A 21,874-nucleotide genomic window follows, 5' to 3' on the forward strand; every position below is an offset into this window, starting at 1 on the left:
GGGGGTCTTCGCCTTGCTCGGCCCGCTCGGCCTGTGCGATCGCTCAGAAGTCGAAGACCTGGCTCACGGCCGCGTTCTTGAGGCAGTTGTTGGCGAAGGTGTGCTCGTACGACACCCGCTGACCGTCCCAGATCCCCTCCGCGGTGACGGTCACCGGCCGCCACTCCTTGGTGCACATCCGGCCCGGCTCGCTCGTCTCGGCCAGGGTGGAGAATTCGCCGTTCACGGCGCGCAGTTCGGCGCAGGCACTGGCGGGCGCCGGGTGGGTACCCGTGGGGGAGGGCTGACAGCTCAGCGTCACCGCGCGCTGTACGGCCACCGAGGAGTCGTCGGACCCGTAGCCGACGCTGAGGACCAGCGCGGACGGCGGGTACAGGCTCTTCGTCGTCGCGGGCGCGGCATGGGCCGTGCCGCTCGCCCCCAGCCCGAGCGCGGCGCTCATGGCCAGCGCGGCGCCGAGGCCGCCGATCGCCCCTGTCGTCTTCCGCATATCGAACACTCCCTTGCTCGTGCTTGCAGATACCGGACGGATTTCTACGCCCCGCGCATCGGGAACGCACGTTGATCGAGCACTTCCGGTCGCTACAAGTAGCCATTCGGTGGCTCATTGTCGCGTGTGCAAGGTGTGGCCCTGGGGAACGCCGCGTGGCGACCGGGTGCGGGCTGATGTGTGGGGCGGGGAGTGCGATCGGGGCGCCGACCTGTCGAACGACAGTTCAGCGCCGCTCAAATCGATTCAGATGTGCTCAATTGAGTGGCGTGCCGGTGGTGCCGGTGGGGCCTGTGGTGCCGGTGTGTGAGTGACGGCAGAGCGAGAATCTGCCAGGGCAAGGCGACCGTATCGGGGCGAAGCCGGTGGCTTTGCGGAGGTCTCAGGCGTCGCGGGCGTCGCGGGCGTAGCGGGCGTCTCAGGCGCCGAGTTCGCCGAGTTCGCCGCTGAACGGGCCGGTGTGACCCAGGCCGTACGCGCGGTCGGCCCGCAGTCGCATCACCAGCCGGCGGTCGGCCACCATCGCGGCGCGGAACTCCTCCCAGTCCGGGTGGTCGCCCTGGACGGCGCGGTAGAGCTCGACCAGCTCATCGGCGGTGGCGTCGTGGGGGTCGGTCGTCACCGGCGTCAGCTCGGCATCGCCCTCGGCCACCAGATAGGAGAAGCGGTCGCCGCTGGTGACGTAGAAGCTCGCGCGCGGATCGCGGCGCAGGTTGCGGGTCTTGGCGCGGTCGTCGGTGACCGAGACGCGGATGAGGCGCTCGGCCGGGTCGTAGCTGTAGACGACGTTGGACAGCTGGGGGCGGCCGTCGCGCTTGAGGGTGACGAGCGTGCCGGTGTGCTGTTCCAGCAGCAGGTCGAGCGGGGTCGGCTCCGTCATGGTGATCAGCATACGTGCGTCGATGGCCGGTTTCCCGGGATGCGACACGCGGAATGAAGAGGGGATTTGCGGGCTTATGGTGTATATGGAAGCGCCGCGAGGGGCATGCGGTGTCGCTCGAAGTCTCTCGCACACTTGTTCGAGAATGGGGTTAAGGTGGGGGTCGGGGAGGACGAGCAGAGCAGGATCGGCCAGGGGGTGTGACCAGCGGAGGTGTGGATGCCAGGCTTCACGCATCTGCACACCGCCTCCGGGTTCTCCATGCGGTACGGCGCCACGCACCCGGAGCGGCTGGCGGCGCGTGCCGCCGAGCGCGGCATGGACGCCATCGCGCTGACCGACCGCGACAGCCTCGCCGGAGCGGTGCGGTTCGCCCGGGCGAGTGAGGCCGCGGGGGTCAGACCGCTCTTCGGGGTGGATCTGGCCGTCCAGGCGGAACCCCCGGACCCCGGGCGGGCGCCCCGGCGGCGCACGCCGGTGCGCGGTGGGGCGTTCATCGACGAGTCCGCGCCCCGGGCGGTCTTCCTCGCCCGGGACGGCGCCGCAGGCTGGGCCGCGCTGTGCGGGCTGGTCTCCGCCGCCCACGCCGGGCTCGCCCACCCCGGCTCCGCCCGTACGAACGGCGACGGGTCGCCCCTGCTGCACTGGCGCGATCTGGTGAGCGCCCCCGGGGCGCTCGCCCCGGTGACCGCGCTCCTCGGCCCGGACTCCGACGTCGGCCGCGCCCTGGCCGCCGGACGACCCGACCGGGCCGCGCGGCTGATCGCCCCCTGGCGCGAGTTGTTCGGCGACGCGCTGCGTCTTGAGGCCGTATGGCACGGCCGCGCCGGCACCGGGCCCGGCTCGCTGCGGCTGGCCGCCCGTACCGTCGGCTTCGCCGCCGACCAGGGCGTCCGGACCGTCCTCAGCAACGCCGTCCGCTACGCCGATCCCGGCGAGGGCCCGGTCGCCGACGTCCTGGACTCCGCCCGCCGGCTCGTCCCCATCGACCCGCGCACGCCCGGCGCGCTCGACAGCGGCGAGCGCTGGCTCAAGGGCCCGCGCGACATGGCGCGCGCCGCCGAGCGCATCGCGGAGGCGGCCGGGCTGCGGCGGGACGGCGCGCACCGGCTGCTGGAGGAGACGGCGCGCACCGCCGCAGCGTGCCTGGTCGACCCCGAGGACCACATCGGCCTCGGCACCGTCCACTTCCCCGAACCACGCCTGGTCGGGGCGGGGCGGCGGAGCGCGGAGCGGGTTCTGCGGTCGCGCTGCGCCGCCGCCATGGTGCTGCGGGGTTACGACCGCGACCGGGTGCGCTGGGAGCGGCTGGAGGACGAGCTGCGCACCATCGAACGGCTCGGCTACGCCTCGTACTTCCTCACCGTCGCCCGGGTCGTGGACGACACCCGTGCGCTCGGGGTGCGGGTGGCCGCCCGGGGCTCCGGCGCGGGCTCGTTCGTCAACCACCTGCTCGGCGTCGCCCACGCCGACCCCGTGGCCTGCGGTCTGCTGATGGAGCGCTTCCTGTCGGTGCGGCGGGCCGCGCTGCCCGACATCGACATCGACGTGGAGTCGGCGCGCCGCCTCGACGTCTACCGCGCGATCTTCGACCGCTTCGGGGCGGAGCGGGTCGCGACCGTCTCGATGCCCGAGACCTACCGGGTGCGGCACGCCGTACGGGACGTCGGCGCGGCCCTCGCCATGGACCCGGCCGAGGTGGACCGGATCGCCAAGTCCTTCCCGCACATCCGTGCCCGCGACGCGCGTGCGGCGCTTGCCGAACTGCCGGAGCTGCGAGGACTACGAGAGACAACTGCGGAGCAGGAACGTTTCGGCAAGCTCTGGGAACTGGTCGAGGCGCTCGACGGCCTGCCCCGCGGTATCGCCATGCACCCCTGCGGGGTGCTGCTCTCGGACGCCGGGCTGCTCGCCCGTACCCCCATCGTGCCGACCAGCGGCGAGGGCTTCCCCATGTCGCAGTTCGACAAGGACGACGTGGAGGAGCTGGGGCTGCTCAAGCTCGACGTCCTCGGCGTGCGGATGCAGTCCGCGATGGCCCACGCCGTCGCCGAGATCCGGCGGGCCACCGGACGCGTCGTGGACCTCGACGATCCCGGGCAGGTCCGGCCCGGCGACCCGGCGACCTATGACCTGATCCGCTCCACCGAGACGCTCGGCTGCTTCCAGATCGAGTCGCCCGGCCAGCGCGATCTCCTCGGGCGGCTCCAGCCCGACTCCTTCCACGACCTCGTGGTCGACATATCGCTCTTCCGGCCGGGCCCGGTCGCCGCCGACATGGTGCGCCCCTTCATCGAGGCCCGGCACGGCCGCCGCCCCGCCCGCTACCCGCATCCGGACCTGGAGGACGCGCTGCGCGAGACGTACGGGGTCGTCGTCTTCCATGAGCAGATCATCAAGATCCTGTCGATCATGACCGGCTGCGAACGGGACCTCGCAGACGAGGCGCGCCGCGCCCTGTCCGACCCCGAGCGGCAGGGCCGGGTGCGGGCCTGGTTCCACGCGGAGGCGGGACGGCGGGGGTACGCGGCGGAGGTGCTGGGCCGTACGTGGGAGATCGTCGAGGCGTTCGGTTCGTACGGCTTCTGCAAGGCGCACGCGGTCGCCTTCGCGGTCCCCACGTACCAGTCCGCCTGGCTCAAGGCGCACCATCCGGCGGCCTTCTACGCGGGGCTGCTCACGCATGACCCCGGGATGTACCCGAAGCGGCTGCTGCTGGCGGACGCGCGGCGGCGGGGCGTGCCGATCCTCCCGCTCGATGTGAACCGGTCGGGTCCCGACTATCGAATCGAACTGGTGTCTGGGGATTCTGGGGATTCTGGGGGCGGTGACATGGGTGTCCGGCTGGCGCTGAGCGACGTCCATGGCATCAGCGAGGCCGAAACGCGGCGCATCGCCGCCGGACAGCCCTACTCCTCGCTCCAGGACCTGTGGCTGCGCGCCCACCCCGGACGGCCCGTCGCCGAACGACTGGCCCAGGTCGGGGCGTTGGACGCGTTCGGTACGGGCCGCCGCGACCTGCTGCTGCACATCGCCGAACTGCACCGGCAGCGCGGTGGGTCCCACGACGAGGGCCAGCTCCCGCTGGCCGAAACCGGCCCGCCCGCCCCCGCCGGGCTGCCCGATCTCGACGAGGGCGAACGCCTCGGTGCCGAGCTGGGCATCCTCGGTATGGATGTCTCCCGCCATCTGATGGCCGACCACCGGGCCTTCCTCGACGAACTGGGCGCGATGCCCGCCAAGCGGCTGCGGTCGGCCCGGCACGGGGAGACGGTGCTCGTCGCGGGCGCCAAGGCCGCCACCCAGACCCCGCCGATCCGCTCCGGCCGCCGGGTCATCTTCACCACCCTGGACGACGGTACGGGCCTGGTCGACTGCGCCTTCTTCGACGACAGCCACGCCGCCTGCGCGCACACCGTCTTCCACTCCTGGCTGCTGCTGGTGCGCGGCGTCGTCCAGCGCCGCGGCCCGCGCAGCCTCAGCGTCGTCGGCTCGGCCGTCTGGAACCTCGCCGAACTGGCCCGGCTGCGGAGCGAAGGCGGCCTGGAAGCGGTGGCCGCCGAACTGGCGGGCGCGGGCGCGGGCTCGGATGAGGCCGACTCCGGCCGCCGCATCCAGCTGTCCACCGGCTACGCCATGCACCCCTGGGCCGACCTCCAGCCCGCGGGCGACCAATCCGCCACCGGCCGCAAGCTGTGGCACGCGAGCCCGGGGAGCGCGGGATGAAGCCCGAATCCCCCCACGAACCCCTCCGCCCCGGACCGGCGGACGCCACCGGGCCCGGCCGCGAGGCCGACGCGCGTCCGGCCGCGCCCGGCCCCGGGGCGCGTGGCGGTGCGGCTCCCTCGGCCGCCGCCGAGCGCCCCCCGGCGGACGCCACCTCGTCCGACGACTCCCTGGCCGGTCCCGCCTCGCCCGACCGCGAGGCAGGCGCGGGTCCGCCCGGGCCCGGCGCCGCCGCCGGACGCTCGGCGGACGCCACCTCGTCCGACTCCCCGGCCGGTGCCGCCCCGGGCGGTTCGGCGGAGAGGGCGGGCGCCGAGAGCGCCGCGCATGTGTTGTACGTGCGGTTCCAGGGCGATGGCGTGCTCGCCGAGGACGTCTATCAGGGACTGCTCGCGCTGCTCGGTGAGGTGACGCCCGTCGTGGAGGCGTTGCCGCCCGATGCCGCGCTCGCCGATGTCCGGGGGGCGCTGCGGTACTTCGGGCGGGACGCGGCGGGGCTCGCGGAGATCGTGCGGGTACGGGCGCTGGCGCGGTACGGCGTCGACTGCACCGTCGGCGTGGCCGCCAACCCCATGCTCGCCCGCATGGCCGCCCACGACGCCCCGCCGAACACGCCCGGCACGGTCCGCACCGTCCCCGACGACCCCGACGCCGTCGCCGGTTTCCTGGCCCGTAAGCCGCCCATCGCCCTGCCCGGCGTGGGCGCCGCGACCGCCAGGGCCCTGTGCGCGTACGGGCTCGACAGCGCCGAGCGGATCGCCGCCGCGCCGCTGTCCACGCTGCAGCGGATTCTCGGCGCGGCGACCGCGCGCCGGGTGCACGCCTGGGCGCGCGGCATCGATCCCGCGCCCGTCACCCCGAACGCCCCGGCCCGCGCCATCGGTGCCGAACACCGCTTCGACCACGATGAGCTGGACCCGGTCCGGCGGCGCCGGGCGCTGCTGACGCTCGCCGACGGGCTCGGCATCCGGCTGCGGACGAGCGGGCAGATCACGCCGCGGATCAGCCTCACCGTCCGGTACGCCGACCGCTCCTCGACGACCCGTTCCCGGACCCTGGCCGAGCCGACCGCCCACACCCCGGTGCTGACCGCCGCCGCGTACGCGCTGCACGACGCGCTCGGGTTGCAGCGGGCCCGGGTGCGGTCCGTCAGTCTGCGGGCCGAGGGGCTGATGAGCGCCGAACTCGCCTCCCATCAGCTGTCCTTCGACGCCGCGGACGACAAGGCCCGCCGGGCGGAGGCCGCCGCCGACCGGGCGCGGGCCCGCTTCGGGGTGTCCGCGGTCCGGCCCGCCGGATTCCTGGACGTCGCGTAAGGGCTACGTGAACCTTTCTTCACCGGCCGATGGCTGGAAGTCTCCGCTACTCACACGTAATTTGAATCCCCGCGTCCCACGCTTGTGATCCGGGTCACAGGGTGCGCCGTCAGTGCAACTCCACCCCCCTCGCAAGGAGTTCATGTGATGCTGCCCTGGAGGAACATCCGCACCTTACTGCCCGCCCTGGCCCTGGCGGTCGCGGCGGCGACCGCGGCCCCCGCCGCCGCGACCGCCCAGTCGTCGCAGACCTCCGACGCCACCAGCAGCGGCTGGAACGACTACTCCTGCAAGCCCTCCGCCCGGCACCCCCGCCCCGTCGTCCTCGTCCACGGCACCCTCGGCAACTCCGTCGACAACTGGCTCGGCCTCGCCCCGTACCTGGTCGACCGCGGCTACTGCGTCTTCTCCCTCGACTACGGCCAACTCCCCGGCGTGCCCCTCTTCCACGGGCTCGGCCCCGTCGACAAATCCGCCGGGCAGCTGTCGTCGTACGTCGACCGGGTGCTCGCCGCCACCGGGACCTCCAAGGTCGATCTGGTCGGCCACTCCCAGGGCGGGATGATGCCCCGCTACTACCTGAAGTTCCTCGGCGGCGCGGCGAAGGTGAACGCCCTGGTGGGCCTCGCCCCGTCCAATCACGGCACGACCCTGTCCGGGCTGACGAAGCTGCTGGACCTCTTCCCGGGCCTCGACGACGCCGTCGCCAAGGCGGCCCCGGGGCTGATGGACCAGGTGGCCGGGTCGGACTTCCTGAACAGGCTCAACGCGGGTGGCGACACCGTGCCCGGGGTCCGGTACACCGTCATCTCCACCCGGTACGACGAGGTGGTCACGCCGTACCGCAGCCAGTTCCTGGCCGGCCCGGACGTCAAGAACGTCGTGCTCCAGGACCTGTGCGCGTCCGATCTGTCCGAGCACCTGACCATCGGGATGACCGACCGGCTCGCCTTCCACGAGGCCGCCAACGCCCTCGACCCGGAACACGCCACCCCGACGACCTGCGCCTCGGGCGACTGACGACCGAGGCGGGACCGGGACGGGCCGCGGCCTATTCGGCGACCAGTTCGACCTCGATGTTGCCCTGCGTCGCCTTCGAGTACGGGCACACCTGGTGCGCCTGCTCGACCAGCTTGCGGCCGGTCTCGTTCTCCAGGTCGCCCGGCAGCTCGACGCGCAGCGTCACCTTGAGGCCGAAGCCGCCGTCCGACTCGTCCTTGCCGATGCCGACCTCGGCGGTGACGGAGATGTCCTTGGTGTCCACCTTGGCCTGGCGGCCGACGAGGCCGAGCGCGCTCGCGAAGCAGGCGGCGTAGCCCGCGGCGAACAACTGCTCCGGGTTGGTGCCCTGGCCGTCGCCGCCGAGGGCGGGCGGCATGGCGAGGGGCAGGTCGAGCCGGCCGTCGGAGCTGACGGCGCGGCCGTCGCGGCCGTTCGCCGTGGCCACCGCGGTGTAGAGCGCATCCATGAAGACCAATCCCTTTCGAAGTCCCGGTGGCCGGGGGGATCCGGCCGAGTCCGGCGGTGGCCCAAGTAGAGCACACAATTAAATTGCGCACAACTAAGGGGTACGCTGGTCATATGTCATCTCAGCCCGACCCGCGTTCCGCGCAGAGCGGGGCCGTCACGGCGGACGATCCGCTCCGGCTCGATCTGCAGCTCTGCTTCGCCCTGCACGCCGCCTCGCGCGCTTTCGGCGGTATCTACCGACGGGTGCTGCGCGACACGGAGCTGACGTACCCGCAGTACCTGGCGCTGCTGGTGCTGTGGGAGCACGGCGAGATGCCGGTCAAGCAGTTGGGCGAGTTCCTGCGGCTGGATTCGGGCACCCTGTCGCCGCTGCTCAAGCGCATGCAGGCGGCCGGGCTCGTCGAGCGCGAGCGCAGCACGCACGACGAGCGCTCGGTGACGGTCCGGCCGACGGCTGAGGGCCTGGCGCTCAGGGAGCGCGCCCGGGAGGTGCCCCTGAAGGTGGTCCAGTCGACCGGCCTGGACAGGGCGGAGCTGGCCGACCTGCGGTCGCAGGTGCAGCGGCTGACGGCGGCGCTCGACGCGGCGCTGGCCGACGAGGAGACCTGAGCCGGTTGGCATATGCCGCATTCGGCATATGCCAAGAATGGTTGAGCGGTGCTGTGCGCGTGGAAGGTGTCAGGCATGACCGGAACTCACCCCCGCGCGGGCGCCCGTAAGTCCGCAATCGACCTGGTCGAGACCTTCCTCGACCCCGGCAGCCGGCGCGGCTGGGACCAGCCGGTCGAGATCACCACGACCGACCCCGACTACCGGGCCGACCTGGAGCGGGCCCGCGAGCGCACCGGGCTCGACGAGTCGGTGATCACGGGCGAGGGCCGCATCGAGGGGCGCCGGATCGCCTATGTGGCCTGCGAATTCCGCTTCCTGGCGGGCTCGATCGGGGTCGCGGCGGGGGAGCGGCTGGTCCGCGCCGTCGAGCGTGCCACGGCGGAACGGCTCCCGCTGCTGGCCGCCCCGGCGTCGGGCGGGACCCGGATGCAGGAGGGCACCGTCGCCTTCCTCCAGATGGTGAAGGTGGCGGCGGCGATAACCGACCACAAGGCCGCGGGCCTGCCGTACCTGGTGCACGTACGCCACCCCACCACCGGCGGCGTCCTCGCCTCCTGGGGCTCCCTGGGCCACGTCACCGCCGCCGAACCGGGCGCCCTCATCGGCTTCATGGGCCCGCGGGTGCACGAGGCCCTGTACGGCGAGGAGTTCCCGGCGGGCGTGCAGGTCGCCGAGAACCTGATGAACCACGGCCTGATCGACGCGGTGCTCCCGACGAGCCGCCTCGCGGAGGTGGCGGCGCGGGTGCTGCGGGTCCTGTGCGGCGACCAGGCCCCGCCACCCCGCCCCGCCGGGGCCGGTTTTCGGCCGGCCGCCGAGCCGGGTTCCGGGCCGGGCGGTGTGGCGGGTGGGGGCGGCGCGCCGTCCGTGTCCGAGGCGGGGCCGGGTGGGCAGACCTCCGGGGCGGCCGGGCCCCGGCCCGGGGCACGCGCGGCAGTGCAGGGGCGGGGCGCCGGACGGCCCGCGTCGCCGCCCGCGTCCGGCCCGGCCGCCGGCGCCATGACGGGTGAGGGCGGTCCGCCCCCGCCACCCGTGACCGCGCCGGGTTCCGGGGCGGGCGGGGGTGTGGGTGACGGCTGCGGCGCCGGAGGCGGGCTCGTGTCCGACGGAGCCGCGGGCGCCGAGCCTCGCGATGGTGGTCGCGGGATCGGGGGCGGTGTGTCCTCGCCCTCGACCGGGCCGGGGCCGGAGCGTGGCGCATCGGACACATCGGCTGCCGGGCAGGGGTCCGCGGCCCCACCGGGCGCCGGGGCGCGTCCGTCGTCCCACGACACGGCGCCGGGCGACGGCGGCGTGGGGGCCACGGCGGTGGGGCCCTCGGCCGAGGAGTCGATCCGGGCCTCGCGGCGGGGGGATCGGCCCGGGGTGCGGGATCTGTTGCGGGTGGCCGCGGAGGACGTGAGTCCGCTCAGTGGGACGGGCGCCGGGGAGCATGACCCCGGGCTGCTGCTCGCGCTCGCGCGGGTCGGCGGCGTGCCCTGTGTGGTGCTCGGGCACAACCGCCGCGGACGGCGTGGCGGCGAGCGCGCGTCGACCGAGGGGCAGCCGTTGGGGCCCGCCGGGCTGCGTACCGCCCGACGCGGCATGCGCATCGCGGCCGAACTGGAGCTGCCCCTGCTCACCGTCATCGACACCGCCGGCGCGGCGCTCAGCCGCGAGGCCGAGGAGGGCGGGCTGGCGGGGGAGATCGCACGGTGTCTCGCGGACATGGTGACGCTGCCCGCGCCCACCCTCTGCCTGCTGCTCGGCCAGGGCGCGGGCGGGGCCGCGCTCGCCCTGCTGCCCGCCGACCGGGTCGTGGCGGCGCGGCACGCCTGGCTGTCGCCGCTGCCCCCCGAGGGCGCGTCGGCCATCCTCCACCGGACCACGGAACGGGCGTACGAGGTCGCCGACCGGCAGGGGGTGCGCTCCGCCGACCTCCTGGCCAACGGCATCGTCGACCGCGTCGTGGAGGAGACCGAGGGGGAGGGTGAGGGCTTGCTCGGGCGTCTCGGGCACATCCTCGGCGCCGAACTCGCCGACCTCCGCGCCCAGGATCCCGATGAGCGGATGGCCGCCCGCCGGGCCCGCCACCGCCGCATCGGGATGCCGGGTTGATGGCGTGACGGAGCGGCGTGACGGGGCGGCGCAACAGGGCCAAACGGGCGGGCCGGCCAGCCGAATTGGCAGTCTTAGGCATGCCTAACCTAATCTCGGCTCGTGAACGAGAATGATCTCGACACGGCACCCCGGCCGTCCTCCTCCCCTGCCCCCGCCCACCCCGCGCCGATCCACCTGCTCGCCCTCAACCCCACCGACTCCGTCACCGAAGGCTTCCTCCCCGCCGCCGCCCGCCTCGCCCTGCCCGTCACCCTCCTCACGGACCAGCCGGAGGCGCACGAGCGCGCGTACGCCCGCCACGCGGCCGGTGGCGGGCGGCTGCCGGCCACGCTCGACGTCGTCCCTTGCGACGTACGGGACTTCCGCGAGGTCATCAGCCGGATCGCCGCCTCTTCCGCGGACGGCCGGCGGCCCCGGGCCGTCTTCACCAACAGCGACCACCTCCAGACCCAGGCCGCCCTCGCCGCCGCCTACTTCGGTCTCCCCGGCAAGGACTGGCGCGCCGCCCTCCGCACCAAGAACAAGGCCGAGCTGCGCCGCGCCCTCGCCGCGGCCGGGGCCGACACGATCTGGTCCGCCGAACTCGGCACCGGTGACGACCCGTCCACCCTCGCCGGCCTCGACGCGCCCTTCCCCTGCGTCGTCAAACCGCGCGAGGGCGTGGCCAGCGAGGATGTCGTCCTCGTCGCCGACGCGGCCGAACTCGTCCGCAGCTGCCACGACATACGCGCCCACCGGCCCGGCGCGGCGCTGGTGATCGAGGAGTACCTGGACGGCGATCTGCGGACCCTCGAAACCCTCGGCGACGGCCGCACCCTCCACGTCCTCGGCGCCTTCCGCACCGACGTCTCCCCGCCCCCGCACTTCATCGAGGAACGGCTGCACCTCCTGCCCGCCCCGCCCCCTCAGCCCCACACCGGCCACGTGCTGGCCCAGCTCCGGGCGCTGGGAGTAGGATTCGGCGCTTGCCACACCGAATACGTCGTCCAGGGCGACCGGGCCCGCCTCATCGAGGTCAACTACCGTGCCATCGGCGACCAGTGCGACCTGGTGCTCGCCGAACTCCTCGGCATCCCGCTCTTCGAGCACATCCTCCGCACCCACCTCGGCGAACCGCTCCCGCCCGACCTCGGCGCCCGCCGGGACGGCCGGGCCCGCATGGAGTACGTCATGGCCGACCGCCCCGGCCGCCTCGTCGCCGCCCCGGCGGCGAACGTGACCGAACGCGACGGCGTACGGCTCGACTACCGCCCGCTGCGCGAGATCGGCGAGGAACACCCCCTTTACCGCACCAACCGCGACTTCCTCGGCGTCCTGCGCGCGACCGGCACCGACCAGGAGCGCATCGACGCGGCGGTGGCCGGGTTCCTGGCGGCCCACCGGTGGGAGATCGCGTCATGAGCCACGCGGAAGTGGAGGAGGCCGAGGAGGAACTTCTCGGCCGGGTGCTCGACACCCTGCTCCGGGAGGACGCGTACCGGCTGCGCAGCCGCGCCCGCACCGTGCGCCGCCCCGACGGCCCCTGGCTGCGCATCGCGCCGAGGGAGGGCGGAAACGTGCTGCTGCCGGTGGAACCGGAAGGCTTCCAGTGCGAGATCCGCGCCCGCCGGCCGGTGCGGCTGGAGTGCGAGGGCCGGGGCGAGCCCGTGCGGGCGGGGCGGACCGGGGCGCGCTCCGGCGGCGCGGGCACCGGGAACGGCGCCGGGGGCGTTGTCCTCACGGGGCTCGACGCCGTCCTCGGGCGGTTGCGGGGGGCCGTGGGGGGCGAGGACCGGGAGTTGTACGACGCCTTCGTGGGCGAATGCCATCGGGCGCTGGACGCCGTCCGGCTGCACGACCGCATCCGGCCCGGCGTCGTCGCGGGGCTGGTCGCGCGGTACGGGGAGGCCCAGGGGTGGGCCGGGGTCGGTGGTGGCGTCTCGTACGACACGCTGGCCGCCTTCCGGGACCATCCCGTCTACCCCACCAGCCGGGGCAGGTCCGTGTTCGGCGAGGACGCCCTGCGCGCCCACGCGCCCGAGTTCGCGCCCTCCTTCGCGCTGCGCTGGCTCGCGCTCCCGGGCGCCGCGGTCGGCGGTGATCCGGGGCGGCTGCCCGGGTGGTGGCCGAGGCCGCGGGAGCTGGGGCTGCCCGGTCGGCTCGACGCCGACCACCTCGCGTTCCCCGTGCATCCGCTCACCGTCGGCCGCCCCCTCACCGACGCCCTCGACGCGGCCGGGCTGCGGGAGCGGGCGCATCTCGCCGAGCGGCCGTGGCTGGACGTACGGCCCACGCTGTCGATGCGGACCGTCGCCGTCACCGACGATCCGCTGACCCACCTCAAGTTGCCGCTCACCACCGCCACCCTGGGGCTGCGCAACCGGCGGACCGTCAAGCCGGGCACGCTCATCGACGGCGAGGTGGGGCAGCGACTGGTGGAGGCGGTGATCGCGCGCGAGCCCCGGTTCGCGGACACGGTGCTGGCGGCCGACGAGACGACCCATCTCCACGCCGGGCACGAGCTGTTGGCCACGCTCGTCCGCCGCTATCCGCCGGGTCTGGAGAACGCCCAGGTCGTGCCGCTGGCCGGGCTGCTGGCCCGTACCCCCGACGGCACGCTCGTGGCGGACGCGCTCGCCGAGCGCCACTACGGCGGGGACCTGCTCGCCCTGCTCGACGCGTACCTCACCCTCCTCTTCGACTTCCACACCACCCTCTTCGCCTATGGCATCGCCCTGGAGTCGCATCAGCAGAACACCTCCCTCGTCTTCGACGACACCGGTGGCCCGGCCACCCCCCGGCTGCGGCTGCTCATCAAGGACCACGACGGGCCGCGCGTCCACGCCATACGGCTCGCCGCGATGATCGGCGGGGCCGCCGCCGCCGACCTGTGCGGATTCGACGACCGCCGCATCCTGACCGGCGGCGACGGCCCGGTGGCGGACGTGTTCACCACCATCACCGTCCATCTGTGCGCCGCCGCGCCCGCCTTCGAACTGGCCGCCCTCGGCCGCGCACCCCTGGACGTCCTGCTGCGGCAGCTGCGCGACCGGCTCACCGAGGCCGTCGAACGGACCGGCGCGGTGTACCCCGGGGCGGCCGCCGCCGTGCTGCGCGCCCGGGTGCTGGACGCGGACCGGCTGCCGGTCAAGGCGATGGTGACCGCGGGCACGCTGTTCACCAAGGCCCGGTCGGGCGCCGCCGACGTCAACAAGCACTACGTGACCGGGCCCAACTACCTCCTGCGAGGACGCGGCAGATGACGGCCGCGCCCTCCTCAACCCTCCACAACTCCCCTCTCCGCACCCGCTGGAGCCGCTCCATGCCAACGACCTCCTCGCCCGCCACGACGCTGGTCTCCGCCGACCACGCGACCGCCCACACCCTCCTCAACTGTCTGCTGCGCGAGGTGTCGGGCCCGGAACACCAGACCGTCGTGGCCGACGGCCGGCTGCGGCTGCGGCTGCCCCGCAGCGGGGTCCTGCTGCGGGTGGGGCTGCGCCGTACGTCGCTGATCGGCGCGCACCGGTTCACCGGACCGGTCAGCGAACAGCGCGACGGCGGCTGGGCGGAGGTCTCCTGGCAGGGTCTGGCCGAGCGCATCCACCGCGAACTCCAGCTGCGCACGGGGGTACGGAACGACGAGTTCCTGACCCAGGTCGCCTCCAGCCACGCGGGCATGACGGCCGCGCTGGAGGAGCGGGAGAAGGCCGCGGGGGACCCCGCCCCCGACGCGTATCTGGCCTCCGAGCAGTCCCTCTTCTTCGGCCACCGCTTCCACCCCACCCCCAAGGCCCGTACCGGAAGCCCCGCCTCCTGGTCGCTGTTCGCGCCCGAGGCCGGTGCTCGCTTCCCGCTGCACCACCTCGCCGTGCGCCGGGAGTGCGTACGCGAGGAGGGCGCGTACGCCGGGGCGCTGGCGCCGCTGGACCGGCAGCGGCCGGTCCCCGACGGCTACCGGCTGCTGCCCGCCCACCCCTGGCAGTACGCCATGCTCCGCGAGCACCGGGTGCTGCGGGCGGCGCTCGACCGCGGCGACGTCCTGGACCTGGGCCCCGGCGGGCCGGACTTCGCGCCGACCGCCTCGGTCCGCACGCTCTACGACGGCCGGGACTTCCTCAAGTTCAGCCTGAACGTGCGCATCACCAACTGCCTCCGCAAGAACGCCGACTACGAGCTGTCCGGCGCCGTCGCCCTCACCCGGCTGCTGGAGCCGGTCGCCGCCGACCTCGCCGCCCGCTTCCCCGGCGCCGACCTGCTGCGCGAACCCGGCTACCGCACGCTCGACCTCGACGACCGCCACCTCTCCGAGGGCTTCGGCGTGATCGTCCGCGAGGGGTTGGACGTCCGGCTGCGGCCGGGGCTGACCGGGCTGCTGGCGGCGGCCGTCGCCGACGAGTACCCGACGAGCCGCGCCCAGCTCTCCCAGCTCCTCGGCGGCGCCGGGCCCGACGACGCCCTCGCCTGGTGGCAGGCGTATCTCGACCTCCTCGTACCGCCCGTCCTGGCCGCGTACTTCGACCACGGCGTGGTCCTCGAACCCCACCTCCAGAACGTGGTCATCGGAGTGGACGCCACCGGCACCCCGCGCCAGGTGCTCTTCCGCGACCTGGAGGGCACCAAGCTGGTGTCCGGCCACCACGCCGCCGCGCTGGCCGCGCTGCCCGAGGCGGTGGCCCGCCCCATGACGTACGGCCGCGAGCGCGGCTGGGACCGGGTGGTGTACTGCCTGCTGGTCAACCACCTCGCCGAGATGGTCGCCGCCCTCGCCGACCGCCACCCCCGCCTGGAGCCCGACCTGTGGTCGGCGGTCCGCCGCGTCCTGTGGACGCGCTCCGCCGCCCACGACGACCCGCCCGAGCTGCGCGCCCTGGTGGCGGGCGGGCCCCTGCCCGCCAAGGCCAACCTGCTGACCCGCTGGGGCCGCAAGGCCGACCGCGACGCCGGTTACGTCCGCATCGCCAGCCCGCTCGCCTCCGACCTGCTGTCCGAGGCGGCCCGCGTCATCGCCCCCGGGAGCGCCCGTTGAACACCCTGCCGACCACCGCCCCCGTCGCCGCCCTCGCCGAGCGCTTGGGCGGGGACGACCTCCCCGCGTACGTCTACGACCTCACCGCCCTCGCCGGCCACGCCCAGGAGATACGGGCCGCCCTCCCGCAGGCCGTCGAGCTGTACTACGCGGCGAAGGCCAACCCGGAACCGCCGGTCCTGCGCGCGCTCGCCCCGTACGTCACCGGCTACGAGGTCGCCTCGGGCGGCGAACTGGCGCACGTCCGCGAGGCCGTCCCCGAAGCGCCGCTCGCCTTCGGCGGACCGGGCAAGACGGAGACGGAGCTGCGGCGCGCGCTGGCGCTGGGGGCGGAACGGTTCCATGTGGAGAGCGAGCACGAGCTTCGCCTCCTGGCGTCCCTCGCGGGCAGCCGCCCCGTGGACGTCCTGCTCCGCGTCAACCTCTCCCTGACCGACGAGGCGCTGGGCGGCGCGGCGCTCGCCATGGGCGGCCGTCCCAGCCCCTTCGGCCTCGACCCGGACCGGGTGGAGGGCTGCCTGCCGCTCTTCACCCCGCATGGCCCGCTCCGGTTGCGCGGCATCCACGCCCACCTCGCCAGTGGCCTCGACGCCCCCGCCCAGATCGCCGTGGCCGGGCGGATCGCCGGGTGGACAAGCGAGCTGTCCGCCCGTCACGGCCTGGGCCTGACCGAGGTCAACGTGGGCGGCGGCATGGGCGTGGACTACGCCCGCCCCGACGCCCGCTTCGACTGGAAGGCGTACGGCGAGGGCCTGGCCGACGTAGCCGACCGCAACCCCGGCCTGACCCTGCGGATCGAGCCGGGCCGGGCCCTGACGGCGTACTGCGGCTGGTACGTCACCGAGGTGCTGGACCTCAAACACAGCCGCGGCGAGGCGTTCGCGGTCCTCCGCGGCGGCACCCACCACCTCCGCACCCCGGCCGCCAAACAGCACGACCACCCCTTCCAGGTGCTCCCCACCACCTCCTGGGACCGGGACTGGCCACGCCCCGCCGCCCGGGAGGAGCCGGTCACCCTGGTCGGCCAGCTGTGCACCCCGAAGGACGTCCTCGCCCGCGGCGTCCCGGTCACGGAGCTGCGCGCCGGGGACCGCGTCGCCTTCGCGCTGGCGGGCGCGTACGCCTGGAACATCTCGCACCACGACTTCCTCATGCACCCGAAGCCGGGCTTCCACTACCTGGGCGGATGACCCGGCCGCGGGCCCGTGCTGCGGCGGACGACCAGCTCGGTGGGGATGGTGACGCGGACACCGGGCTCGGGGGAGCGGTCGAGCTGGTCGAGCATCAGGGTCAGACAGCGGCGGCCGATCTCGGTGAAGTCGGTGCGGATCGTGGTGAGCGGCGGGAGCAGATGGGCGGCTTCGGGGATGTCGTCGTAGCCGACCACGCTGACGTCCTCGGGGACCCGGCGGCCCGCCTCGTGGAGGGCGCGCAGGACGCCGACGGCCATCTGGTCGTTGGAGACGAACAGCGCGGTGAGGCCGGGCTGTCGGGCGATGCGGCGGCCCAGGTCGTAGCCGGAGTCGGGGCTCCAGTCGCCGAGCAGCGGCTCCTGGACCTCGGCGCCCGCGGCCTCGAGGGCGGCGCGCCAGCCGTCGACGCGGGCCTCGGCGGCGATCCAGCCGGTGGGGCCCGCGATGTGGCGGACGGTGCGGTGGCCGAGGCCGAGGAGGTGTTCGGTGGCCTGGCGGGCGCCGGAGGCGGAGTCGCCCGCGACGACCGGGATGTGCGCGCCGAAGCTCTTGTCCAGGGTGACCATGGGAATGCCGTGCTCCGCCTCGACCAGGGCCTGGCCGACCGAGCGCTGCGGCGCGATGGCGATGATGCCGTCGGCGCCCTGGCCGAGCAGGCGGTCCACCGCGCCGGTGACGGCGGCCTGGTCGGCGGCGGTGAGGGCGATCGTGCTGACGAGGTAACCCGCCGCCTGCGCGGCCTCGTTGATCCCGGCGAGCGTGGCGGCCGGGCCGAAGCGGGCCGCGTCGAAGGAGAGCACGCCGAGGGTGCGGCTGCGGCCGCTGGCCAGGGTGCGGGCGCTGGCCGTGGGGCGGTAGCCCAGCTCGCGCATGGCGGCGCGGACGCGTTCGCGGGTCTCGGGGCGGACCCGGGGGTGGTCGTTGAGGACGCGGGAGACGGTCTGGTCGGAGACGCCGGCGCGCCGGGCGACGTCCGCCATGACCACCTTGCCGCCGGTGGTGGGGCGGCGGCGCCTGGTGGGGGCGCGGTGTGGCTCCGCCATGCGGGGGTGGCTCCTTTCTCGGGGTGCGCCCCCGGACGCGGGGGCGCACCAGGGTTTCCGGGTCAGTCCTCCGGGGTCAGTCTTCGGTGGGCCGGCCCAGGTCCGGTTCGTCGACGAGGTGTGCCACCCGGGTCGTCGCCGACTGTAGCTCCAGCAGGGTCAGTTCGTTCTCGCCCGCCTTCAGCACCGGCCACGGCACGTACAGCCGCCGCTGCGGGCCGCGCGCCCAGTAGCGGCCCAGGTTGAAGCCGTTGACCCAGGCCACGCCCTTGGTCCAGCCCGGCAGGGCGAGATACGCGTCGGCGGGGGTGTCCACCGTGAAGGTGCCGCGGTAGAAGCCCGGGCCCGCGACGGGGGTGTCCGTGGTGCGGAAGGGGAGTTCGGGGAGCCGGTCCAGGGGGAGGCGGTGGCAGGTCCAGTCCTCCAGCGGCTCACCGTCCAGGGTGACCGGACCGGTGATGCCCTTGGGGTCGCCGATGCGCGCGCCGTAGTTGGCGCGGCCCATGTTCTCCACCAGGACGTCCAGCCGGGCGCCGTATTCGGGGCTGCGCACATGCAGGCTGTCCTCGTGGCGCTCGCGTTCGATGACACCGGCCGGGGCGCCGTTCACGAACACCTGCGCCCGGTCGCCGACGCCGCCCGTGAAGTGCAGGACGTGGTCGCCGATGGCGGGCAGCTCGGTGCCGTAGAGGACGAAGCCGTAATCCTGGCCCAGCGCCTCCATGGTGGGCGGGTCGGTGAAGTGTTCAGCGGGGGACAGGAATTCGGCGCTGACCAGGGCGTTCGCCGAGGCGGTCAGGCGGACCTCGGTCGGCGGCAGCTTGGGCGACGGCTCCGGAACCGGCCCGTCCGGTACGGCCGCGTGGCGGGCGATGACCTCGCGGAACGCCGCGTACTTGGGGCCCGGATCGCCGCATTCGGTGAGCACCGCGTCGTAGTCGTAGGAGGTGACGGCGGGCGCATAGGCGTGATCGTGGTTCGCGCCGCTGGTGAAGGCGAAGTTGGTGCCGCCGTGGAACATGTAGATGTTCACCGACGCCCCCGCCGACAGCAGCGCGTCCAGATCGGCGGCCGCGTCGTCCGCCGCCCGCACGTGGTGCGGCTCGCCCCAGTGGTCGAACCAGCCGATCCAGAACTCCGCGCACATCAGCGGCCCGCTCTCCCGGTGGGCGCGCAGCACCTCCAGCGCGTCGCCGACCCGGCCGCCGAAGGTGCCGGTGGCGAGTACCCCGGGCAGGCTTCCGGCCGCCAGCTTGGCCGTGTCGGCCTGGTCGCAGGTGAACAGCAGCTCCTCGACGCCGCGCTTGCGCAGGGCGTCCGCCAGATGGGCGAGGTAGGCGGTGTCGTCGCCGTACGCGCCGTACTCGTTCTCCACCTGGACCGCGATCACCGGACCGCCGGACTCCGCCATGTACGGGGCGAGCGGCGGCAGCAGCAGATCGAGGTACGCGTCCACGGCGCCGGTGAACCGCGGATCGCTGCTGCGCTGCCGGATGTTCGGATCCGCGGTCAGCCACGAGGGCAGCCCGCCGCCCTCCCACTCGGCGCAGATGTACGGGCCCGGGCGCAGCAGGACGTACAGGCCCTCGGCCCGGGCGAGTTCCAGGAAGCGGGGGAGGTCCAGCAGGCCGTCGAGGTCGAGCGGGCCGTCCGGCGTGGGCTGGTGCAGATTCCAGGGGACGTACGTCTCGACCGTGTTGAGCCCCAGCAGCCGCGCCTTGCGCAGCCGGTCGGCCCACTGGTCGGGGTGGGTGCGGAAGTAGTGGATGCCGCCGGAGAGGATCCGGAAGGGCTTGCCGTGGAGCAGGAAGCCGTCATTGCTGAGCGTCAGGGCGGGCATGGGCCGAAGTCCTTTCGACCGCACGGGCGGGAGCGGGTGCGGTGGGAGTGGTGTTCGTAGGGGATACGGACGAGGACGTGGCGCGGATCAGCCACAGGGTGGTGATCAGGCAGACAGCCGAGACACCGCCCAGGACGAGCGGTACGGCACGGACGCCCGCCAGCTCGATCGCCTTGCCGAGCACGGGCGCCGCGGCCACCCCGCCGATCATCGAGGCGGCGATCACCAGCGCCCCGGCCCGGCGGACCCGCGGCGCCACCCGGCCCAGCCAGGACAGACCGGTGGGGAAGATCGGCGCGATGAACAGGCCGACACCCGCGTACGCGTACGGGGCCAGGGCGGGGATCGCGGCGAGCAGCAGACAGCCGGTCATGCCCGCGCAGCTGACCACGATGATCGCCGGGGCGGACAGGCGCAGCGCGAGCGGGGCGACCAGGAATCGGCCGACGGTCATCATCAGCCAGTACACGGAGGTCGCGGAGGCGGCGACGGTCGCGCCGTATCCGACGGTCTCCAGATGGGTGGGCTCCGAGCCGCCGACCCCGGCCTCGATACCCACATGGAGGACGTAGAGCAGCACGAACGCGCCCAGTACGGTGGCCAGGCTCCGGTTGCGGGCCCCGCTCCTGCCGGTGACGTCCGCCTCGGTGGCGCCGCGCGCCGGTGCCCGGTCCCGCACCCCGGCCAGACACAGCGCCGGCGCCAGGGTGAGCGCGGCGAAGCCCAGGAACACTGCGGGGTAGCGGTCCGCCCCGACCAGGCCGATGAGGGCCGGGCCGAGGACCGCGCCGATGCCGAAATGGGCGTTGAGGACGTTGAGCATGGCGGCGCCGCGTCGCCCGAAGCCGACCGCGAACAGCTGGTTGAGCCCGTAGCCGACGCCCCCGAAGCCGAGCCCCGCGAGCAGCGCCATGGCCAGGGCGAACGGCCAGCCGGGGGCGAGCGCGAACCCGGCCGCGCCGCCCCCCATCAGCAGATACGAGCAGCCGAGCACGGCACGGTTGCCGACGCGGCCGAAGAGCCGGTCGAAGACGAGCACCCCCGCGACACCGCCGACGAAGTGCGCGCTCAGGGCCAGCCCGGCCGCCGACGGCGACAGCCCGTACGCGGCGCGGAAGGCGGGAATCGCCGGTCCGTAGAGGGCCTGGAGCGCGCCGAAGAGGACGAAGCCGACGCAGGAAGCGACCACCGCGGCGCGGCTGAACAGCGGTCGATCCGGCGTCTGGTCCACGTGCTCGTCCACGGTGTCCACAGTGTCCACGAAGGGAGTGTTACCGCTAACATTTCTGTCGTCAAGACGCCCGCCGGCGACGCCTCCGGCTCTGTCAGCCCGCTTCGGCGCCCCACCCCACGACGAGATCCACGACGTGCGGCTCGGTGAGGGTCCCGTCCGGGAACAGCGCCAGCAGCTCCGCCCGCTCCGCGTCCAGCACCGCCCCGGCCTCCCCGGCGCCCATCACGGCGAGATAGGAGTGGCTGCCCAGGGAGCGCACCTTGTCCTCGACGGTGATGGCGCGCGACCAGCGGACCCTGCGGCCCGTCGTCCGCACCCCGAACGGCGCGACCCGCCCGGCCACGGTGCCCGGGAAACCGGGCGGCCAGTGGGCCGGGCAGCGGGCCGCGAGCCGCTCCTCCTGCCGCGCCACCCAGGGGACATCGGTGTCCGGCTGGTTCCACCACATCGCGAGCGCCCCGCCGGGGCGCAGCACCCGCAGCGCCTCGGGGACGGAGCGCCGCGGATCGGTCCAGTGCCAGGACTGGGCGTACGTGATCAGGTCCGCGATCCCGGCACGGAAGGGCAGGGCGTCGGCGTCGCCCCGGATGAGCCGGAGGCCCGGGGCGGAGGTGCGCAGCTGCGCCGCCATGCCCGCGCCCGGCTCCACGGCGGTGACGCGCGCGCCGTGCTCGGCCAGCAGCCGGGTGGCGATGCCCGTGCCCGCCCCCACGTCCAGTACCTCCGCCCCGGCCAGCGGCCGGCCCGTGACCTCCTCCAGCGCCTCGAACAGCGCGGGCGGGTACCCGGGGCGGGCGGCCGCGTACTGCGCGGCGACGGCGTTGAACGACGAGGCGAGGGCGGAGTGCGGCGGTGAGGACATGGCTTTATGGTCGCCCGCGCGCCGGGCGTTGTCAGCCGCCATGCCGAGGGAGCCGCCGCAGCCGCGGGGAGCGGGCGTTGTCAGTGGCGGGTGCGACGAT

General features: G+C 74.3%; 16 protein-coding genes. 9 read left to right on the forward strand and 7 right to left on the reverse strand.

The genetic code is table 11. The features are described 5' to 3' along the window. Positions 1–43 precede the first annotated feature (43 nt). Both ACH4SI_RS14955 and ACH4SI_RS14960 read right to left on the reverse strand, forming a co-directional pair. On the reverse strand, positions 44–490 hold the full coding sequence (locus ACH4SI_RS14955) for a subtilase-type protease inhibitor (protein WP_398296118.1): 447 nt from the start codon (positions 488–490) through the stop codon (positions 44–46). Between the two features lie 418 nt (positions 491–908). Then, a complete protein-coding gene (locus ACH4SI_RS14960) occupies positions 909–1,370 on the reverse strand; it encodes a PPOX class F420-dependent oxidoreductase (protein ID WP_398296119.1) in 462 nt (153 codons plus the stop codon). A 219-nt stretch (positions 1,371–1,589) separates the two neighbouring features. Here ACH4SI_RS14960 and ACH4SI_RS14965 point away from each other — a divergent pair, with 219 nt between their 5' ends. The 3 genes from ACH4SI_RS14965 to ACH4SI_RS14975 all read left to right on the forward strand — a co-directional run bounded on the left by ACH4SI_RS14965 (position 1,590) and on the right by ACH4SI_RS14975 (position 7,432). Then, the gene (locus ACH4SI_RS14965) at positions 1,590–5,096 is read left to right on the forward strand and encodes a DNA polymerase III subunit alpha (protein ID WP_398296120.1); all 3,507 of its coding nucleotides are present in this window, start codon (positions 1,590–1,592) and stop codon (positions 5,094–5,096) included. Positions 5,097–5,425: 329 nt separating this feature from the next. Continuing rightward, positions 5,426–6,412 (forward strand): helix-hairpin-helix domain-containing protein, encoded by a 987-nt coding sequence (locus ACH4SI_RS14970; protein ID WP_398296544.1) that lies wholly within the window; start codon positions 5,426–5,428, stop codon positions 6,410–6,412. Between the two features lie 147 nt (positions 6,413–6,559). After that, on the forward strand, positions 6,560–7,432 hold the full coding sequence (locus ACH4SI_RS14975; protein ID WP_398296121.1) for an esterase/lipase family protein: 873 nt from the start codon (positions 6,560–6,562) through the stop codon (positions 7,430–7,432). A gap of 31 nt (positions 7,433–7,463) precedes the next feature. Here the strand turns inward: ACH4SI_RS14975 and ACH4SI_RS14980 are convergent, their stop codons facing one another. After that, complete coding sequence (locus ACH4SI_RS14980) at positions 7,464–7,880, reverse strand: organic hydroperoxide resistance protein (protein ID WP_398296122.1); 417 nt, start codon at positions 7,878–7,880, stop codon at positions 7,464–7,466. Positions 7,881–7,993: 113 nt separating this feature from the next. Here ACH4SI_RS14980 and ACH4SI_RS14985 point away from each other — a divergent pair, with 113 nt between their 5' ends. From ACH4SI_RS14985 to ACH4SI_RS15010, 6 genes are all read left to right on the forward strand, one after another. Further along, positions 7,994–8,491: a MarR family winged helix-turn-helix transcriptional regulator gene (locus ACH4SI_RS14985; protein WP_398296123.1), complete on the forward strand. Its 498-nt coding sequence runs from the start codon at positions 7,994–7,996 to the stop codon at positions 8,489–8,491. A gap of 75 nt (positions 8,492–8,566) precedes the next feature. After that, the gene (locus tag ACH4SI_RS14990) at positions 8,567–10,591 is read left to right on the forward strand and encodes a carboxyl transferase domain-containing protein (RefSeq protein WP_398296124.1); all 2,025 of its coding nucleotides are present in this window, start codon (positions 8,567–8,569) and stop codon (positions 10,589–10,591) included. Positions 10,592–10,762: 171 nt separating this feature from the next. Continuing rightward, the gene (locus ACH4SI_RS14995; RefSeq protein ID WP_398296545.1) at positions 10,763–11,995 is read left to right on the forward strand and encodes an acetyl-CoA carboxylase biotin carboxylase subunit family protein; all 1,233 of its coding nucleotides are present in this window, start codon (positions 10,763–10,765) and stop codon (positions 11,993–11,995) included. Beyond that, complete coding sequence (locus ACH4SI_RS15000) at positions 11,992–13,836, forward strand: IucA/IucC family protein (RefSeq protein ID WP_398296126.1); 1,845 nt, start codon at positions 11,992–11,994, stop codon at positions 13,834–13,836. Before ACH4SI_RS14995 ends, ACH4SI_RS15000 begins: the two co-directional genes overlap by 4 nt. A 59-nt stretch (positions 13,837–13,895) precedes the next feature. Next, positions 13,896–15,602 (forward strand): IucA/IucC family protein, encoded by a 1,707-nt coding sequence (locus ACH4SI_RS15005; protein ID WP_398296127.1) that lies wholly within the window; start codon positions 13,896–13,898, stop codon positions 15,600–15,602. Next, entirely contained in the window at positions 15,599–16,792 is a 1,194-nt protein-coding gene (locus ACH4SI_RS15010) for a type III PLP-dependent enzyme (protein ID WP_398296128.1), read from the forward strand. Before ACH4SI_RS15005 ends, ACH4SI_RS15010 begins: the two co-directional genes overlap by 4 nt. On the opposite strand, the gene ACH4SI_RS15015 is transcribed toward ACH4SI_RS15010, so the two are convergent. From ACH4SI_RS15015 to ACH4SI_RS15030, 4 genes are all read right to left on the reverse strand, one after another. Next, on the reverse strand, positions 16,777–17,838 hold the full coding sequence (locus tag ACH4SI_RS15015) for a LacI family DNA-binding transcriptional regulator (RefSeq protein WP_398296129.1): 1,062 nt from the start codon (positions 17,836–17,838) through the stop codon (positions 16,777–16,779). The two genes, ACH4SI_RS15010 and ACH4SI_RS15015, sit on opposite strands and share 16 nt — an antisense overlap. Positions 17,839–17,914: 76 nt before the next feature. Further along, on the reverse strand, positions 17,915–19,678 hold the full coding sequence (locus ACH4SI_RS15020) for a glycoside hydrolase family 35 protein (RefSeq protein WP_398296130.1): 1,764 nt from the start codon (positions 19,676–19,678) through the stop codon (positions 17,915–17,917). Next, positions 19,653–20,939: an MFS transporter gene (locus ACH4SI_RS15025; RefSeq protein WP_398296131.1), complete on the reverse strand. Its 1,287-nt coding sequence runs from the start codon at positions 20,937–20,939 to the stop codon at positions 19,653–19,655. Before ACH4SI_RS15025 ends, ACH4SI_RS15020 begins: the two co-directional genes overlap by 26 nt. A gap of 64 nt (positions 20,940–21,003) precedes the next feature. Beyond that, positions 21,004–21,774, reverse strand: coding sequence for a class I SAM-dependent methyltransferase (locus ACH4SI_RS15030; protein ID WP_398296132.1), 771 nt, complete (start codon positions 21,772–21,774; stop codon positions 21,004–21,006). Positions 21,775–21,874: the final 100 nt, after the last annotated feature.

It is taken from the genome of Streptomyces sp. NPDC021212 (assembly GCF_044332925.1).
Lineage (GTDB): Bacteria > Actinomycetota > Actinomycetes > Streptomycetales > Streptomycetaceae > Streptomyces.

Excerpts from the sequence above, each read along its gene's own strand:
- ACH4SI_RS14960 (WP_398296119.1), bottom strand. The coding sequence starts at position 1,370 with ATGACGGAGCCGACCCCGCTCGACCTGCTGCTGGAACAGCACACCGGC.
- ACH4SI_RS14990 (WP_398296124.1), top strand. The coding sequence starts at position 8,567 with ATGACCGGAACTCACCCCCGCGCGGGCGCCCGTAAGTCCGCAATCGAC.
- ACH4SI_RS15005 (WP_398296127.1), top strand. The coding sequence starts at position 13,896 with ATGCCAACGACCTCCTCGCCCGCCACGACGCTGGTCTCCGCCGACCAC.
- ACH4SI_RS14980 (WP_398296122.1), bottom strand. The coding sequence starts at position 7,880 with ATGGATGCGCTCTACACCGCGGTGGCCACGGCGAACGGCCGCGACGGC.
- ACH4SI_RS15020 (WP_398296130.1), bottom strand. The coding sequence starts at position 19,678 with ATGCCCGCCCTGACGCTCAGCAATGACGGCTTCCTGCTCCACGGCAAG.
- ACH4SI_RS14975 (WP_398296121.1), top strand. The coding sequence starts at position 6,560 with ATGCTGCCCTGGAGGAACATCCGCACCTTACTGCCCGCCCTGGCCCTG.
- ACH4SI_RS15015 (WP_398296129.1), bottom strand. The coding sequence starts at position 17,838 with ATGGCGGAGCCACACCGCGCCCCCACCAGGCGCCGCCGCCCCACCACC.
- ACH4SI_RS15030 (WP_398296132.1), bottom strand. The coding sequence starts at position 21,774 with ATGTCCTCACCGCCGCACTCCGCCCTCGCCTCGTCGTTCAACGCCGTC.
- ACH4SI_RS15000 (WP_398296126.1), top strand. The coding sequence starts at position 11,992 with ATGAGCCACGCGGAAGTGGAGGAGGCCGAGGAGGAACTTCTCGGCCGG.
- ACH4SI_RS14985 (WP_398296123.1), top strand. The coding sequence starts at position 7,994 with ATGTCATCTCAGCCCGACCCGCGTTCCGCGCAGAGCGGGGCCGTCACG.
- ACH4SI_RS14965 (WP_398296120.1), top strand. The coding sequence starts at position 1,590 with ATGCCAGGCTTCACGCATCTGCACACCGCCTCCGGGTTCTCCATGCGG.
- ACH4SI_RS14955 (WP_398296118.1), bottom strand. The coding sequence starts at position 490 with ATGCGGAAGACGACAGGGGCGATCGGCGGCCTCGGCGCCGCGCTGGCC.